Origin of the sequence: Georgenia daeguensis (genome assembly GCF_039537705.1) — a bacterium.
In the GTDB taxonomy this organism is placed as follows: Bacteria; Actinomycetota; Actinomycetes; order Actinomycetales; family Actinomycetaceae; genus Georgenia; species Georgenia daeguensis.
The window spans coordinates 1-16,528 of sequence record NZ_BAABBA010000006.1; the positions used below are offsets into that span (position 1 = coordinate 1).

At 74.4% G+C, this 16,528-nt stretch carries 14 protein-coding genes and 1 tRNA gene; 4 read left to right on the forward strand and 11 right to left on the reverse strand.

The window, feature by feature from the left end; genetic code table 11:
* Positions 1 to 56: 56 nt before the first annotated feature.
* The 3 genes from ABD774_RS07255 to selD form a co-directional block, all read right to left on the reverse strand.
* Positions 57 to 1,031, reverse strand: a complete 975-nt coding sequence (locus ABD774_RS07255; protein WP_345039328.1) for a 4Fe-4S dicluster domain-containing protein — start codon at positions 1,029 to 1,031, stop codon at positions 57 to 59.
* Positions 1,021 to 4,320, reverse strand: coding sequence for a formate dehydrogenase (gene fdh / locus ABD774_RS07260; RefSeq protein WP_345039330.1), 3,300 nt, complete (start codon positions 4,318 to 4,320; stop codon positions 1,021 to 1,023). Before fdh ends, ABD774_RS07255 begins: the two co-directional genes overlap by 11 nt.
* 61 nt (positions 4,321 to 4,381) lie before the next feature.
* Entirely contained in the window at positions 4,382 to 5,374 is a 993-nt protein-coding gene (gene selD, locus ABD774_RS07265) for a selenide, water dikinase SelD (protein ID WP_345039332.1), read from the reverse strand.
* Between the two features lie 66 nt (positions 5,375 to 5,440).
* Between selD and ABD774_RS07270 the strand changes: the two genes are divergently transcribed.
* The 4 genes from ABD774_RS07270 to ABD774_RS07285 all read left to right on the forward strand — a co-directional run bounded on the left by ABD774_RS07270 (position 5,441) and on the right by ABD774_RS07285 (position 9,455).
* Positions 5,441 to 5,535: transfer RNA gene (locus tag ABD774_RS07270), tRNA-Sec, on the forward strand.
* Positions 5,536 to 5,553: 18 nt separating this feature from the next.
* Positions 5,554 to 6,876 (forward strand): L-seryl-tRNA(Sec) selenium transferase, encoded by a 1,323-nt coding sequence (gene selA / locus ABD774_RS07275; RefSeq protein WP_345039335.1) that lies wholly within the window; start codon positions 5,554 to 5,556, stop codon positions 6,874 to 6,876.
* A 3-nt stretch (positions 6,877 to 6,879) separates the two neighbouring features.
* The gene (locus tag ABD774_RS07280; protein ID WP_345039337.1) at positions 6,880 to 8,670 is read left to right on the forward strand and encodes a SelB domain-containing protein; all 1,791 of its coding nucleotides are present in this window, start codon (positions 6,880 to 6,882) and stop codon (positions 8,668 to 8,670) included.
* Positions 8,671 to 8,708: 38 nt separating this feature from the next.
* Positions 8,709 to 9,455: an ROK family protein gene (locus ABD774_RS07285; protein WP_486327285.1), complete on the forward strand. Its 747-nt coding sequence runs from the start codon at positions 8,709 to 8,711 to the stop codon at positions 9,453 to 9,455.
* Here ABD774_RS07285 and ABD774_RS07290 read toward each other — a convergent pair.
* The 8 genes from ABD774_RS07290 to ABD774_RS07325 form a co-directional block, all read right to left on the reverse strand.
* The gene (locus tag ABD774_RS07290) at positions 9,359 to 10,180 is read right to left on the reverse strand and encodes an alpha/beta fold hydrolase (RefSeq protein ID WP_345039341.1); all 822 of its coding nucleotides are present in this window, start codon (positions 10,178 to 10,180) and stop codon (positions 9,359 to 9,361) included. The two genes, ABD774_RS07285 and ABD774_RS07290, sit on opposite strands and share 97 nt — an antisense overlap.
* Before the next feature lie 148 nt (positions 10,181 to 10,328).
* Entirely contained in the window at positions 10,329 to 10,976 is a 648-nt protein-coding gene (rplQ, locus tag ABD774_RS07295; protein WP_345039344.1) for a 50S ribosomal protein L17, read from the reverse strand.
* Between the two features lie 34 nt (positions 10,977 to 11,010).
* Entirely contained in the window at positions 11,011 to 12,036 is a 1,026-nt protein-coding gene (locus ABD774_RS07300; protein ID WP_345039346.1) for a DNA-directed RNA polymerase subunit alpha, read from the reverse strand.
* 145 nt (positions 12,037 to 12,181) lie between these two features.
* Positions 12,182 to 12,589 (reverse strand): 30S ribosomal protein S11, encoded by a 408-nt coding sequence (rpsK, locus tag ABD774_RS07305; RefSeq protein ID WP_123917129.1) that lies wholly within the window; start codon positions 12,587 to 12,589, stop codon positions 12,182 to 12,184.
* Between the two features lie 69 nt (positions 12,590 to 12,658).
* Complete coding sequence (gene rpsM, locus ABD774_RS07310; RefSeq protein ID WP_345039348.1) at positions 12,659 to 13,039, reverse strand: 30S ribosomal protein S13; 381 nt, start codon at positions 13,037 to 13,039, stop codon at positions 12,659 to 12,661.
* 146 nt (positions 13,040 to 13,185) lie between these two features.
* Positions 13,186 to 13,299: a 50S ribosomal protein L36 gene (gene rpmJ / locus ABD774_RS07315; RefSeq protein WP_110851912.1), complete on the reverse strand. Its 114-nt coding sequence runs from the start codon at positions 13,297 to 13,299 to the stop codon at positions 13,186 to 13,188.
* 61 nt (positions 13,300 to 13,360) lie between these two features.
* Complete coding sequence (gene infA, locus ABD774_RS07320; protein WP_043501486.1) at positions 13,361 to 13,582, reverse strand: translation initiation factor IF-1; 222 nt, start codon at positions 13,580 to 13,582, stop codon at positions 13,361 to 13,363.
* 485 nt (positions 13,583 to 14,067) lie between these two features.
* Positions 14,068 to 16,527 carry a LuxR C-terminal-related transcriptional regulator gene (locus ABD774_RS07325; protein ID WP_345039354.1) on the reverse strand — a complete coding sequence of 820 codons (2,460 nt, stop codon included), beginning with the start codon at positions 16,525 to 16,527 and terminating at the stop codon, positions 14,068 to 14,070.
* Between the last annotated feature and the right edge of the window lies 1 nt (position 16,528).

The following is a 16,528-nucleotide window of genomic DNA, read 5'->3' on the forward strand; positions in this document are numbered from 1 at the left end:
GTCCGCGCCCGCGCCGCCCGCCGCGACCTCGCGCCCCGGCCCGCCCGCCGCGGGGCTCACCCGCGCCTCCCGAGGAACGACAGCGCGGCGCCGGCCAGCAGCGCCAGGCCTGCCATGCCGGCCCGGTTGAACATGTGCGGCAGGTCGCGGGTGCTGACCACCGGGTCGGGCGGGAGGCCGTAGACCTCGGGCTCGTCGAGCAGCAGGAAGAAGGCGCCGGCGCCGCCCGTGCCGTCGTGCGCGTCCTCGCCGTACAGGCGCGCCCCGCTCACGCCGTCGTCCTGCAGGCGCTCGAGCCGGGTCCGCGCCCGCTCGCGCAGCTCGTCGAGGTCGCCGAACTGGATCGAGTCGGTCGGGCAGGCCTTGGCGCAGGCGGGCTCGAGGCCGGCACCGAGCCGGTCGTAGCACAGCGTGCACTTCTGGGCGATGCCGACGTTGCGGGCACCCGCCGGGCCCTTCCTCCGCTCGATGACGCCGTACGGGCACGCCGCGACGCAGTAGCCGCAGCCGTTGCAGACGTCGTCCTGGACCACGACGGTGCCGAACTCCGTGCGGAACAGCGCGCCGGTGGGGCACACGTCGAGGCAGGCGGCGTGCGTGCAGTGCTTGCAGACGTCGGAGGACATCAGCCAGCGGAAGTCGGGAGGCCCGTCCCCGGTGCCGTCGTCGGGAGCGGCGGCTCCGGCACCGCCGTCGGCGGAACCCTGGCCGGGCGCGCCGGCTCCGCCGTCGGGAGGCCCGAGGCCCGGCATGCCGAGCGGCACCGGGCCCCGCCCGCCCGCCGGCTGCTCGACGAACGCGACGTGCCGCCACGTGCTCGCCCCGAGGGCGCCGGTGTTGTCGTAGGAGGAGCCGAGCAGGTCGAAGCCGTCGTCGGGCAGGAGGTTCCACTCCTTGCACGCGACCTCGCACGCCTTGCAGCCGATGCACACGCTGGTGTCGGTGAAGAACCCCTTGCGCGCGGGCGGGTCGTCGTAGCCCGCGTCCTGCGCCGGGTCGATCGGCCCGAACAGGCTGTTCCTACCGGCCATCGTGCCCCTCCTCGTCCTGCGGCCCGGCGCCGCCCTGGTCCGCGCCGGTCGCGCGTGCGGTCACGATCTCCCCGCCGCCGCCGTCCACGATTCCTGCCCGACGGCGGTACCCGGCCACGTACTCCAGGAGCGCCGCCCCGGTGGGGCGCCGCCCGGGCCGCACGTCGCAGGTGCCGGCCTTGGTCTCCTGGATCAGCACGTTGGGCTCGAGCGCGATGCCGAACAGGTCGTTGGCGGAGTCCCCGGTGACCAGGCCGCCGCTGCCCCAGTGGTAGGGCAGCCAGACCTGGTGCACCGTGCGGCCCTCGATGCGAAGCGGGCGCAGGCGGTCGGTGACCATCACCCGGCCCTCGATCGCCGACCGCGCCGTGACGACGTGGCACCAGCCCATGTGCTCCAGCCCGCGCTCGGCCGCCAGCTGCGGGGAGACCTCCACGAACATGGCGGGCTGCAGCTCCGAGAGGTACTCCAGGAACCGGCTCATGCCGCCCGCGGTGTGGTGCTCGGTCAGCCGCGAGGTCGTGAACACGAACGGGAAGACCTCGCTGTCCCCGGGCGGGCCGGGATGGATCGGGTTGTCGGCGCGGCGGTACTCCACCCGGGTGGGGTTGGCCTGCTGGCCGTAGAGCGGGTTGCGGAACGGGGACTCCACCGGCTCGTAGTGCGTGGGCAGCGGCCCGTCGAGCAGGCCGACCGGGACGAACAGGGCTCCCTTGCCGTCGCCCTGCATGATGAAGGGGTCGTCGCCCGCGATGCCCTCGACGCCGTCGGCCCCCTCGGGCGGGCGGTACGACGGCGGCTTGGTGCGCTCGAAGTCGGGCACGTCGTGCCCCGTCCACTCCCCGGCCTCCTCGTCCCACCAGACGTACGCCTTGCGCTCGCTCCACGGCCGGCCCTCCGGGTCCGCGGACGCCCGGTTGTACAGGATGCGGCGGTTCGCGGGCCAGGCCCAGCCCCACTCGGGCGCCACCCAGGACTGCTCGGAGCCGGGACGACGGCGGGCGGCCTGGTTGACGCCGCCGGCGTAGACGCCGGTGTAGATCCAGCACCCACCGACCGTCGAGCCGTCCGCGCGCAGCTCGGTGAACGCCGAGAGCTCCCGGCCGCTCGCCACCTCGTAGCCGTTGATCTCCCGCAGCACCGCCTCGGCGCTGGGCTCGTCGGTGGGGCCGTGCACCGGGTAGTCCCAGGCCAGGTCGAGCACCGGCCGGTCCCGCTCGAGCGTGGAGCCGGCCAGCCGCTCCCGCACGAGGCGGCCCAGGTGGTAGAAGAACCACAGCTCGGAGCGGCGGTCGCCGGTGGGGTCGAGCGCCTTCTCGCGCCACTGCAGCATCCGCTGCGTCTGGGTGAAGGTGCCCTCCTTCTCCACGTGCGAGGCGGCGGGCATGAGGAAGACCTCGGTGCGGCACTCCTCGGGCACGATCTCCCCGGTGGCGATCTCCGGGGAGTCCTTCCAGAACGTGGCGCTCTCGATCTCGTAGAGGTCGCGCACCACCAGCCAGTCGAGGTTCGCCATGCCCAGGCGCTGGGCCCGGCCGTGGGCCGACCCGACGGCGGGGTTCTGCCCCAGCAGGAAGTAGCCCTTGACCTTGCCGTCGATCATGTCGAGCACGGTGCGGTAGGTGCCGTGGTCGCCGGTCATCCGCGGCAGGTAGTCGTAGGCGAAGTCGTTCTCCGCCGTGGCTTTCTCACCCCAGTAGGCCTTGAGCAGGCTGACGGCGTACGCGTCGGCCTGCTTCCAGAACCCCTTCGCGCCGGGGTGGCGGATGCTCCCGACCCAGCTGTCCAGGTCCGGGTGGTCCTCCGCGTGCGGCATCGGCAGGTAGCCCGGCAGGAGGTTGTACAGGGTCGGGATGTCGGTGGAGCCCTGGATGCTGGCGTGGCCGCGCAGCGCGAGGATGCCGCCGCCGGGCCTGCCCATGTTGCCCAGCAGCAGCTGGAGGATGGCGCCGGTGCGGATGTACTGGGCGCCCACGCTGTGCTGCGTCCACCCGACGCTGTACACCAGCGCGGTGGTCCGCTCGCGCCCGGAGTTCGCGACCCAGGCGTCGGCCACCTTGAGGAACTCCTCCCGCGGCACTCCGCAGGCCTCCTCGACCATCTCCGGCGTGTAGCGCGCGAAGTGCCGCCTGAGCACCTGGTACACGGTGCGCGGGTCCTGCAGCGTCTCGTCGCGGAGCGGGTGGCCCTGGACCTGGATGCCGTGGGTCTCGTGCTCCATCGGGCGCGCGGCGGCCCGCCGGTCCCCGGCCTCCTCCTCCCCGTGGCCGGCGTCGTCCGTGGCGTACTGCCAGCTGTCGTTGTCGTAGCTGCGCCGCTCGCGGTCGAAGCCCGAGAAGAGCCCGTCGAGGTCCTCGGTGTCGACGAAGCGCTCGTCGAGGATCGTGGCCGCGTTCGTGTAGGCCAGCACGTACTCGCGGAAGTCCAGCTCGTTGCTCAGGACGTGGTTGACGATCGCGCCGAGGAAGACGATGTCCGTCCCGGCGCGCAGCGGCACGAACTGGTCCGCGAGCGCGCTCGTGCGGGTGAACCTCGGGTCGACGTGGATGACCCTCGCGCCCCGGGCCTTGGCCTCCACCACCCACTGGAAGCCCACCGGGTGGGCCTCGGCCATGTTCGAGCCCTGGATGACGATGCAGTCCGCGTTGGCCAGGTCCTGCTGGAACCCGGTGGCGCCGCCGCGCCCGAAGCTGGTCCCCAGACCGGGGACCGTGGAGGAGTGTCAAATACGCGCCTGGTTCTCGATCTGCAGGGCGCCGAGCGCGGTGAACAGCTTCTTGATGAGGTAGTTCTCCTCGTTGTCCAGCGTCGCCCCGCCCAGGCTGGCGATGCCGAGGGTGCGGCGGACCCAGCGGCCGGTCTCGTCGAGGTCCTGCCAGGTCTGCTCGCGCGCCCGCACCACCCGGTCCGCGATCATCTCCATGGCGACGTCGAGGGGCAGGTCCTCCCACTCGGTGCCGTAGGCCCGGCGGTACCGCACGGTCGAGAGCCGCGCCGGGTTGGTCACCAGGCTCTTGCTGGCGGACCCCTTGGGGCACAGCCGCCCGCGCGAGATCGGGCTGTCCGGGTCGCCCTCGATCTGGACGACGCGCTCGTCCTTGACGTAGACCCGCTGACCGCAGCCGACGGCGCAGTACGGGCAGACGCTGCGGGCCACCCGGTCCGCCGTCGTCGTGCGGGCGGTCAGCTCCTCCGTGCGGGCGGAGCGTACGGCCGGACCGCGCCCGAGCGGGTCCGCGCCCGTGAGCTGGCGCACCACGGGCCAGTCGAGGAAGACCTTGCGTGCCACCGCCCCTGCCCCTTCCTGCCGACGCCGTCGTCCTGCCCCCGATGGTGCCCCGTCCGTGCCGTCACCGCACCCGAACGGCGTGCTCCCCCGCGGCCACCAGCTCTCCGACCACCGGGTAGCCCGGCACCTCCCCCGCCACCAGCAGCCCGCCGGAGGTCTGCGCGTCGGCGAGCAGGACCAGCTCGTCCTCCCCGACGGCGGAGTCGAGGTGCGGGCGGACCCAGTCCAGGTTGCGTCGGCTCCCGCCGGGGACGAACCCGTCCGCGAGCGCCTCGCGGGCTCCGTCGACGTAGGGCACGGCGGCCGCGTCGATGACCGCGGAGACCCCGCTGGCGCGCACCAGCTTGTACAGGTGGCCGAGCAGCCCGAAGCCGGTGACGTCGGTGGCGCAGCGCGCGCCGCCGTCGAGCGCGGCCGCGGCGGCGTCCCGGTTCAGCGTCGTCATCTGCGCCACGGCCTCCTCGAACCGCTCGCCGGTGGCCTTGTGGCGGTTGTTCAGGACTCCCAGCCCGAGCGGCTTGGTCAGCGTCAGCGGCACGCCGGCCTCGCCGGCGTCGTTGCGCAGCAGCCGGTCGGCATCGGCGATGCCCGTGACGGCCTGGCCGTACTTGGGCTCGGGGTCGTCCACGCTGTGCCCGCCGCCGAGGAAGGTCCCCGCCTCGGCGCACGCGTCGGCGCCGCCGCGCAGCACCTCGGCGGCGATCTCGAACGGGATCGTGCTGCGCGGCCAGCACAGGAGGTTCACCGCCACCAGGGGGGTCCCGCCCATCGCGTAGACGTCGGAGAGGGCGTTCGTCGCCGCGATGCGCCCCCAGTCGTACGGGTCGTCGACGACGGGGGTGAAGAAGTCGGCGGTGGCGATGATCGCCCGCCCGCCCTCGATGCGCACCGCCGCGGCGTCGTCGCCGTTCTCCAGGCCAACCAGCAGGTTCCCGCCGGCCGGCAGCCGCAGCGTCCCCAGCACCCGCTCCAGCTCCCCCGGCGGCACCTTGCAGGCGCAGCCTCCCCCGGCGGCGTACTGCGTCAGTCGCAGCGGCTGCGTCGTCGCGGTCACAGGGCGAGCCTAGGTGCGGCCCCGGCCGGGGTCCACCCTCCGCCGGCTGCCACTAGGGTGAGCGGCGGAGGCGTACCTCGTCTGGTGACGGGCGCGGTCCTCAAAACCGTTGTGGCCGGGTATCCCGGCCAGGCGGGTTCGATTCCCGTCCGCCTCCGCCACCGTCAGGAGGGCCGATCGTGCCGGACCGTCGCAGCGCCGCGACCGATTCCCGCCGCGCCGTGCCGCGCACGGACGCCGTGCTGGCCGACCCGCGGCTGGCCACCGCGGCCGCCCGCCTCGGCGGACGGCTCGTCAAGGAGGCCGTGACCGCGGCGCAGGCCCGGTGCCGCGCCGGTGACCTCGAGCCGGGCGAGGTCGCCGACGCCGCGCTCGCCGCCCTGCCCGAGGCCGCCACCTCGCTGCACCGCGTGGTCAACGCGACCGGCGTCGTCGTCCACACCAACCTCGGGCGCGCCCCGCTCTCCGCCGCCGCGCGCGAGGCGGTCGCCCTCGCGGCCGGCCCCACCGACGTCGAGCTGGACCTGGCGACCGGGCGGCGCGGGCCGGGCGGCGCGGGCGCGCTGGCGGCGCTCGCCGCCGCGGTGCCGGACGCCGGCGCCGTGCACGTGGTCAACAACGGCGCCGCGGCGCTGGCGCTGGTGACGCTGGGGCTCGCGGCGGGCCGGAACGTCGTGCTCTCCCGGGGCGAGATGGTGGAGATCGGCGACGGCTTCCGCATCCCCGAGCTGCTGGAGTCGGTCGGCGCGACGCTGCGGGAGGTCGGCACCACGAACCGGGTCCGCCTGGCCGACTACGCGGCGGCGGTCGACGGCGCCACCGCGTTCGTCCTGAAGGTGCACCCGTCGAACTTCGTCGTCTCCGGGTTCACCTCCACCGTGCCGGTGCGCGAGCTCGCCGGCCTGCCCGTGCCGGTGGTCGCGGACATCGGCTCGGGCCTGCTCGCGCCGCACCCGCTGCTGCCCGGCGAGCCGGACGCCGCCACGGCCCTGCGCGAGGGCGCCGCCCTGGTGACCGCCTCGGGCGACAAGCTCCTCGGCGGCCCGCAGGCGGGGCTGCTCCTGGGCCGCGCCGACCTCGTCCAGGCGTTGCGGCGCCACCCGCTCGCCCGGGCGCTGCGGGTCGACAAGCTCACGCTCGCCGCCCTCGAGGCCACCCTCACCGGTCCGACGGCGCCCGTGCGGGCCGCCCTCGAGGCCGACACCGCGGCGCTCCGGCGGCGCGCCGGGGCCCTCGCCGGGCTCCTGGCCGACGTCGGGGCCGACGCCCGCGCGAGCGTCGCCGCCGTCGGGGGCGGGGGCGCGCCTGGCGTCGAGCTGCCCAGCGCCGCGGTGACCCTGCCCGTGCCGTTCGCCGAGGCGCTGCGCCGCGGCCGCCCCGCGGTCGTGGGCCGCGTGGAGCGCGACCGGCTGCTGCTGGACCTGCGCACGGTGCCGCCCGAGCAGGACGAGGAGCTGCTCGCGGCGGTGCGGGCGGCCGCGGCGGCCCTGGCCGGGGCCTGACCGGTGCACGTCGTCGCCACCGCGGGACACGTGGACCACGGCAAGTCCGCCCTGGTCCGCGCCCTGACCGGCAGCGACCCGGACCGCCTGCCCGAGGAGCACCGGCGCGGCCTGACCATCGAGCTCGGCTTCTGCTGGACCGCGCTGCCCGGCGTGGGCGACGTCGCCTTCGTGGACGTGCCTGGCCACGGGCGGTTCGTGCCCACGATGCTCGCCGGCGTCGGGCCCGTGCCGGTGGCCCTCCTCGTGGTCGCCGCCGACGACCCGTGGATGCCGCAGGCGGCCGAGCACCTCGCCGCCCTCGACGGCCTCGGCGTCTCCCACGGCGTGGTCGCCGTCAACCGGTCCGACCTCGCGGAGCCGGGCTCCGCGATCGCCCGGGCGCGCGCGGAGGTCGACGCCACGTCCCTGCGCGGCTCCGCCGTCGTCCCGGTCAGCGCCCGCACGGGCGCCGGCCTGCCGGAGCTGGCCGAGGCGCTGACGCGGACGCTGCGCGAGCTGCCGCCGCCCGACGAGGACGCGGACGTGCGCCTGTGGGTCGACCGGAGCTTCGCCGTGCGCGGGGCGGGGACGGTGGTGACCGGGACGCTGCCCGCCGGCCGGGTCGCCCCGGGCGACCGGCTGGCCCACGACGGCGGGACCGTCCGGGTCCGGGCGGTGCAGTCCCTCGGGCTCGAGGTGCCCGCGGCCGTGGGGGTGGCCCGCGTGGCCCTCAACCTCGCCGGGGACGCCGACGTCGAGCGCGGCGCCGTGCTCGTCACGCCGGGCGCCTGGCACCGCACCTCGGTCGTCGACGTGCGGCTGCGCCCCGCCGGCCCGGCCGCACCCGGCGGGCCTCCGTCCACCGCGTCCGTCCCGCCGGAACGTCCGCTGCTGCACGTGGGCGCCGCGTCGGTCGAGGTCCACCACCGTCCGCTCGGGGACGGCCTGGCCCGGCTGACGCTGCGCCGGGCGCTGCCCCTGCGCGTGGGCGACCGGGCGCTGCTGCGGGACCCCGGCAGCCGGGCCCTGTGGGGCGTCGTCGTCCTGGACCCGGCCCGGCCGCCCCTGGCCCGCCGGGGCGCGGCCGCGAGCCGCGCGGCCGCCCTCGCCGGTGCCGCCGGCACGCCGGACTTGGCCGCGGAGCTGCGCCGCCGCGACGGGCTGGCCGACCTGTCCCTGCTGCGCCGGATCGGAGTGCCGACCGCCGACGCCGCCGCGCACGGCGTCGTCGCCGCGGACCTGGTCCTGTCCGCGTCGCGGGCGGCGCGTGCGCTGGCGGACGCGGAGCGCCTGGTGCGCGAGCACGACGCCGCCCACCCCCTCGACCCGGGTCTTCCGCCGGCGGCCCTCGCGTCCCGGCTCGCCGTGCCCGAGGCGCTGCTGCGGGCCGTTCTGCGTCCGCCGCTGGCCATGGCTGACGGGCGGGTGATCCTCGCAGGCAGCGGCGGGCTGCCCCCGGGGCTGGAGGAGGCTCTGGGTGAGCTCGCCGCGGATCTCGCCGGGGCGCCGTTCGTCGCCCCGACGGCGGACCGGTTGCGCGAGCTGGGGCTGGACGAGCGCGCCCTGGCCGCCGCCGCACGGGCGGGCCGGCTGCTGCGCCCGGCCCCCGGCGTCGTGCTCCCCGCCGACGCGGCCGAGCGCGCCGCCGGGTGGCTGGCGGACCTGCCGCAGCCCTTCACGACGAGCCAGGCGCGCGTCCGGCTCGGCACCTCACGCCGCGTGGTGCTCCCGCTCCTGGACCTCCTCGACCGGCGCGGCCTCACGCGGCGCCTGCCCGACGACCGGCGGGAGCTCACCGGGCGTCGCCCCTGAGTGCGCCGCGATAGTCTCGCGCGGTGGAGCCCTCGAGCGTGACGCTGGCCGTCGACTGCGGCGGCGGCGGCATCAAGGCCTCGGTGCTCGACGCCGCCGGCACCATGCACGCCCAGCCGGTGCGGGCCACCACGCCGTACCCGCTGCCGCCGTCCCGGCTCGTCCGGACAATCGCCTCCCTGGCCGAGCAGCTCCCCCCGGCCGGACGGGTGACGGTCGGGATGCCGGGGATGCTGCGCCACGGCGTCGTCATCCAGACCCCGCACTACATCACCAAGGCCGGCCCCCGCACGCGGGTGCTGCCCGAGCTCGAGCTGCACTGGTCCGGGTTCGACATGAAGGGCGCCGTCGAGCAGGAGCTCGGCATCCCGGCCCTCGTCCTCAACGACGCCGAGGTGCACGGCGCCGGCGCCATCACGGGCGCCGGGCTCGAGATGATCGTGACCCTGGGGACGGGGCTCGGGAACGCGGTCTTCGACGGCGGGGCGCTCGCCCCGCACGTGGAGCTCAGCCGCGGCCCGGTGAAGTGGGGCCTGACCTACGACGACTACGTCGGCGAGCACGAGCGGCTGCGGCTCGGCGACGCGATGTGGTCCCGGCGGGTCCGCAACGTCGTCGAGGCGCTGCGCCCGATGTACCTGTGGGACCGGCTCTACCTCGGCGGGGGCAACTCCCGCCGGATCACCCCTCAGGTGCTCTCCCGGCTCGGGGACGACGTCGTCATCGTGCCGAACTCGGCGGGCATCGTCGGCGGCGTGCGGGCCTGGGAGCTGCGGGTCCCGTAGGCGCCGTCGGCGGCGTCCGCCGTCACGCGGTCCACCAGCTCGAGCAGCACGCGGTTGAACGCCACCGGTCGCACCAGCGAGACCAGGTGGGTCCCGCGCGGGACCAGGACGAGGTGCCCCTCGCGCGCGGCCGCCACGAAGCGGCGCTCGTGCGCGCGGAAGTGGTCCCACCGTCCGTTGACGAACCAGACCGGGGCGTCGATGCGCGTGATGTCCGCGTAGGTGTCCACCCCCGCCATGCCGGCCAGGGCGGCGGACATGACCGACATCGTCATGCCCCCCGCGGCGAGGTCGGCACGGGCCTCCTCGGGCAGGAACCGGCGGACCATGAACGCGTTGACGCCCGCTCCGCCGTCGGGCAGCCGCCCGATCAGCGCGGCGAGACGGCGGTAGGCGGCCAGTCCGGGGCCGGCGGGCTGGGTGCAGCAGGAGGCGGCCAGGATCGCCGCGGGCCGCTGGGGCGTGCGGGCCGCCCAGTGCAGGACGAGGTAACCGCCGAGGGACAGCCCGGCGACGACGACGGGCCCGTCGACGCGGGCCACGGCCCTCTCGATGGTCTCGACCGCGGCCGGCACGGTGAAGTCCTCCGCCGCGCGCGTGCCGTGGCCGGGCAGGTCCGGCGCGACGGCGGGAACGCCTGCCGCCTCCAGCGCGGCGAGCTGGCGCAGCCACATGCTGCGGGAGGCACGGATGCCGTGCACCAGCACGACCGTGGGGACGCTCACCCACCCAGGCTAGATGCCGAGCCGTCCCCCTTCCGCCAGACGTGGCGGTCTCACGTGGTGGCGCCGGGGACGCACGAGGGGCCCGGACCGTGACGGTCCGGGCCCCTCGGGGCGGGCGCGACGCGACGGCGTCAGGCCCGCGGGTGACTCACTTGCGCGGGTCGACCGGGCCCTTGGCCTGGCCGGCCTCGGCCTCGGTGGCCTCGGCGTCGGCGGCCTGCGCGGCCTTCTCGGCGTCGGCCTGCTGCGCCTCGACGGTCGCCTCGGCCTCGACGGCCTCGGTGGCCGACCCCTGCTCGGCCGGCGCCTCGGCCTCGACGGCCGCGGCGGTGGTCTCGGCGACCTGCTCCTCGGCGGGGGCCTCGGCGGTCGGCGCGGCCGTGGCGGCGCGGGCGGTGGCCTTCTCGGCCTCGCGCACGGTGGCCTGCTTCGGGCTGACCGGCTCGAGCACGAGCTCGATGACCGCCATGGGGGCGTTGTCGCCCTTGCGGGGGGCCACCTTCGTGATGCGGGTGTAGCCGCCGTTGCGCTCGGCGAACTTCGGCGCGGTCTGCTCGAAGAGCTCGGCGACGATGTCCTTGCGGCGCACGGTCGTCATGACCTTCCGGCGGGCGTGCAGGTCACCGCGCTTGGCCAGCGTGATGAGCTTCTCCGCCACGGGCTGCAGGCGCTTGGCGCGGTGCTCGGTGGTGGTGATCCTCTTGTGCTCGAACAGCGCGGTGGCCAGGTTGGCCAGCATGAGCCGCTCGTGCGCAGCGCTGCCACCCAGACGGGGTCCCTTGGCAGGGGTAGGCATTGTTGTCTCCTAGTAGATGTGTCGGGTGAGCAGGTCAGCTGGGCTGCTCGTCGCTGAACTGGATGTCGCCGTAGGCCTCGTCCTCTTCCTCGTCGCCCGCGTGCGCGGAGAGGTCGAAGTCGGCGGGGCTGTCCTTCAGGCCGAGGCCGAGACCGGCGAGCTTCTCCTTGATCTCGCCGATCGACTTGGCACCGAAGTTGCGGATGTCGAGCAGGTCGGCCTCCGAGCGGGCGACGAGCTCGCCCACCGTGTGGATGCCCTCGCGCTTGAGGCAGTTGTACGAGCGCGACAGCAGGCCGAGGTCCTCGATCGGCAGCGCCAGGTCCTGGGCGAGCGCGGCGTCGGTCGGCGACGGGCCGATCTCGATGCCCTCCGCCTCGACGTTGAGCTCGCGGGCCAGGCCGAACAGCTCCACGAGGGTCTTGCCGGCGGACGCGAGCGCGTCGCGCGGAGCGATCGCGTTCTTGGTCTCGACGTCGACGATCAGCTTGTCGAAGTCGGTGCGCTGCTCGACGCGGGTGGCCTCGACCTTGTACGTGACCTTCAGGACCGGCGAGTAGATCGAGTCGACCGGGATGCGGCCGATCTCGGAGTCCGCGCTCTTGTTCTGCACCGCGGAGACGTAGCCGCGGCCGCGCTCGACCGTGAGCTCGATCTCCAGCTTGCCCTTGGAGTTGATCGTCGCGATGTGCAGGTCGGGGTTGTGCACCTCGACACCGGCCGGCGGGGTGATGTCCCCCGCGGTCACGACGCCCGGGCCCTGCTTGCGCAGGTACATCACGACGGGCTCGTCGTTCTCCGAGGAGACGACGATGTTCTTGATGTTCAGGATGATCTCGGTGACGTCTTCCTTGACACCGGGAACGGTCGAGAACTCGTGGAGCACGCCGTCGATGCGGATGGAGGTCACGGCGGCACCCGGGATGGAGGAGAGCAGGGTGCGACGCAGCGAGTTGCCGAGGGTGTAGCCGAAACCGGGCTCGAGGGGCTCGAGGACGAACCGCGAGCGGTAGTCGGAGACGACCTCTTCGGTCAGTGCGGGGCGCTGTGCGATGAGCACTTGGGGTTTCCTTTCAGCCGACGTCCGCTATATGACGTCTGGGCGAGGACCTGCCGACATCGGTCCGTCCGGCAGGGGTGGTGCTGGGGTCATGCAGCGGGGTGCGCACGCATCGCGCGCGCACCCCGCTGCATGGACTTCTCCGTCAGACGCGGCGACGCTTCGGCGGACGGCAGCCGTTGTGCGCCTGGGGCGTGACGTCCTGGATCGAGCCGACCTCGAGGCCGGTGGCCTGGAGGGAGCGGATCGCGGTCTCGCGGCCGGAGCCGGGACCCTTGACGAACACGTCGACCTTCTTCATGCCGTGCTCCTGGGCGCGACGCGCGGCGGCCTCGGCGGCCAGCTGCGCGGCGAACGGCGTCGACTTGCGCGAGCCCTTGAAGCCCACCTGGCCCGAGGACGCCCAGGCGATCACGGCGCCGGTCGGGTCGGTGATGGAGACGATGGTGTTGTTGAAGGTGCTCTTGATGTAGGCGTGGCCGTGGGAGACGTTCTTCCGCTCCTTGCGGCGCGGCTTGCGGGCCGCGGTCGCCGTACGGGTCTTGGGGGGCATAGAGGGTTCCTACTCCTGGGGTGAGGTCGTCGGACCGGTCCGCGCCGGGCTCGGCGCGGTCACGGACTGCTACTTCTTGCCGGCCTTCTTCTTGCCGGCGACGGTGCGCTTGGGGCCCTTGCGGGTACGCGCGTTGGTCTTGGTGCGCTGGCCGTGGACCGGGAGGCCACGACGGTGGCGCAGGCCCTGGTAGCAGCCGATCTCCACCTTGCGGCGGATGTCCGCGGCGACCTCGCGGCGGAGGTCACCCTCGACCTTGAAGTTGCCCTCGATGTAGTCACGCAGCGCGACGAGGTCCGCGTCCGTCATGTCCTTGACGCGCAGGTCCGGGCTGATCCCGGTCGCTGCGAGCGCCTCGGACGCACGGGTACGGCCGACGCCGTAGATGTAGGTGAGCGCGATCTCGAGCCGCTTCTCGCGGGGGAGGTCGACGCCGGAAAGACGTGCCAACTTTGACTCCTGTTGTGGGTCGGAGGTCTTCCGCACCACCCTCCCGCCGGTTGCGGGCCCCGGCCTCCGAGCCGAGGGTTGCGCCGCCGTGACCGGCGGTGCTGGTGGTACGTGGTGCCGGGGCGCTGCTCCCGGCGGTCAGGGCCTCAGCCCTGGCGCTGCTTGTGACGCAGGTTGGTGCAGATGACCATGACGCGGCCGTGCCGACGGATCACCTTGCAGTTGTCGCAGATCTTCTTGACGCTGGGCTTGACCTTCATGTGTTCCTCCGCCGCCGCGCACGCCGGACCCAGGTCCGCCGACGGCGTTCGATCGTGGTGGTTACTTGTAGCGGTAGACGATGCGACCCCGGGTGAGGTCGTACGGGCTCAGCTCGACGACCACCCGGTCCTCAGGGAGGATCCGGATGTAGTGCTGGCGCATCTTGCCCGAGATGTGGGCGAGGACCTTGTGCCCGTTGCTCAGTTCCACGCGGAACATCGCGTTGGGAAGAGCCTCGACCACGCTGCCCTCGATCTCGATGACGCCGTCCTTCTTCGCCATTACTCCCGCTCACGTTGATGACTGAAACCTGGTGATGGCTCATCGTGCTGCCGCGCACGCGCGACGAAGGTGAAGCCATGCCCAGCGGTCCATCCTACGGCATGACGCCGCACTGTGGAACCGGGCCCGCGGTGACGGCCGTCACCGGCCTCGCTGGCCCTGTCCGGGCGCACGAGAGCGGGGCCGCCCATCCCGGGGGAAGGTGGGCGACCCCGCCGTCTCGAGCGGTCAGGCGGGGTGGCGCGGCGCCGTTGCCGCACCACCGCCGTCGACCTCGGCCCCGGCTGTGCCGCCGGAGCCTGGGTCCAGAACACATCGAATGTCCGGCATTGTCAGCGAGACCGGGAGGGGATGGAGGGATGAAAAGCCGCCCTCACCCTCCGTAGGCGCGCCACCGCCATGGGTGACCGACCGGGGACGACGGCGCACCGCCGTGACGAGGACGGACGACGGCGCACCCGGAGCGACCAGGCCGGACCGCGCGCTCATTCCTGGGGCGGGAGGAGCCCCAGGAGCCGGCCGCGCTCGAGCGCCTCGGCACGGGAGTGGACGCCCAGCTTGCGGTAGATGCTCCGCACCTGCGTCTTGACCGTGCTCTCCGAGACGAACAGCCGGCGGGCCATGATCGGCACCGGACGGCCGGTGGCGAGCTCGCGGAGCACGTGGATCTCCCGCCCGCTCAGCGGTTCCACCCGCACGGCCTCCGGGAACGGCCCCGCCACGGCGGCCTGGTCCAGCTTCTCCAGCAGCGCACGGCTGTTGGGCAGACCCGCGGCAACGTTCTCCAGGTCCGCCCGGGGCACGAGCAGGAAAGGGCGCAGCATCCCCGTGCGTTCCACGATGCGGGTGGCAAGGTGCATGGCCTCCTGGGCGAGCGCCCGCTGGCCGGTCCGGTGCGCGGCGACCGTGCGGACGAGGCTGAGCTTGAGCGCCACCCGCGGCCGCACCGGGGCGACCGTGGGGGCGTCCTTGGTGACGTCCAGGGCGAGCTGGTCGTCCCCGGAGTAGAGCGCGAGCCGCGCCAGCGCCGCGCGGAGCAGACCGCTCTCCCAGCGCCTCGGCCCCGCCTGGACGCCGATCTCCCGCGCCCGGGCGAGCTGGTCCGTGGCGATGCACAGGTCGATGAGCGCGGCCGCGAGCATGGACTCCCCCAGCCAGGTGCTGGGACGGTGCCGGTTGCGGTCCCGGTACTGCTCGACGTCGCCGAGCACCTCCGCCGGGTTGCCCAGGTGGAGGGACCGGTTCACCCACACGTAGACGATGAGGGTCTCGAGCCACTGGTGAGCCTCGGGCAGGTCGGGCGGCTCGGCGGGCAGGTCGACGTCCGCGAGCCGGTCGAGCTGCAGGAAGCCGGGCACCACGATGCGCGCCACCGTCTCCAGCGGCCCGGGCGGCGGGTCCGGCCGGGCCTGCACCCAGTCCATCCAGTGGTCCGCGGCGTCGAGGTGGCCGAGCAGGGCGGTCGTCAGCGCGACCCCGGCGCCGGCCTCCCGCACGAGGGTGTGCTCCTCCTGCGTCCCGCGCCGCACGGCGTCGTAGCAGGCGAAGGAGGCGCCGAGGACGTCGGCCTCGCCGAGCAGCACGTGGGCGAGCTCCAGCATGGTGCGGGCGACGCCGGGCTCGTCGGCCTCGTCGTGGGCGATGGCCAGGGTGCTGCTGCCCGGGGCGATCACGGGCAGGTCGGACTGGACCGCCTCGAGGAACCACCGGGGCAGCTCACGCGGGGCCACGTGGTCGCGCAGCGCGATCATGGTCGGGGTGGCCGCCAGCGTCTCGGGCTGCAGGTGGGTCAGGGCCTCGCGCAGCTTGTCGCGGTCCGCGGCGAGCAGCTGTGGCCAGGACTCCTCCACCACCTCGGCCAGGAGCGGGGCGTCCTGGGAGCGGACCGCGTGCTCCAGAGCCTGGGTCATCCGCCCCGCCGCGCGACACAGTCGTGCGACGTCGGCGTTGAGCCGCCAGTACCTCGCAGGGTCGTCCTCGCGCAGGAGCAGGTTCGCGGCGTCGCGGAGGATGGTCGGGTACGCGAACTCCCCCTCGCCTCGCGTCACCAGCAGCCCGGCGCGCCGCATCCGCACGAGGATCTGCTCGGTCGCCTCGATGTTCTCCGCGCCCACGAGCTGCTCGGCGAGCTCGGGGGTGAAGGACTCCGGCACGGCCAGCGAGGTCAGCGCCGCGTCCACCCCGTCGACCGCGAGGTCCTGGAGCACGATGCGCAGGTAGTCGGCGATCGAGAAGAGGTCGACGACGGGCTCGCCGTCGTCCGTGAAGCTCGCCGTCAGCAGCGCCACCCTCAGCAGGCCCGGCCACCCGGCCAGCCCGGCGCACAGCTCCTCGGCGGCCTTCTCCGTCACCGGCACGCCGAGCTCCTCGCCGAGCTGGCGGGTCTGCTCCCCCGTCAGGACGAAGTCGCCGGCCTGGAGCACCACCGCCTCGGGCGCGATCGCGCGGGCGAGGGCCACCACCGGCCGCACGGTGCGGGTGAGCAGCACGATGTGGAGGTTCGCGTGCCGCTGGGCGAGCTCCACCAGCTCCTCGTCCACGGTCTCGTCGACGACCCGCTCGAAGCTGTCCACCACGATCACGAGGTGGCGGAACCGCTCCTGGGCCGCGCGGCCGACGTCGCGGCCGTCCAGCACCGGGCCGGGGTCGTCGTAGCCCGCCCGGACGACGGAGTCGCGCACCTCGGCCCAGAACTCCTCGCGTGCGACGGCGCGGGGCGGCAGCCCCACCCACACCAGGTCGTGGTCGGGCAGGTCGGGGCGGCGCAGCCAGGCCGAGGCCGTCGTGGTCTTGCCGTAGCCGCGCGGGGCCTGGAGGACGACCAGCGGCGGAAGGACCTCGAGCGCGCGCTCCACCGTCGGCGACGGCGTGAACGCCGCGGGCACGCGTGGCAGCCCCTGGCCGTCCCCCCGGTGCTGATCGCTGCGGTGGGACGGCCGGCTCATC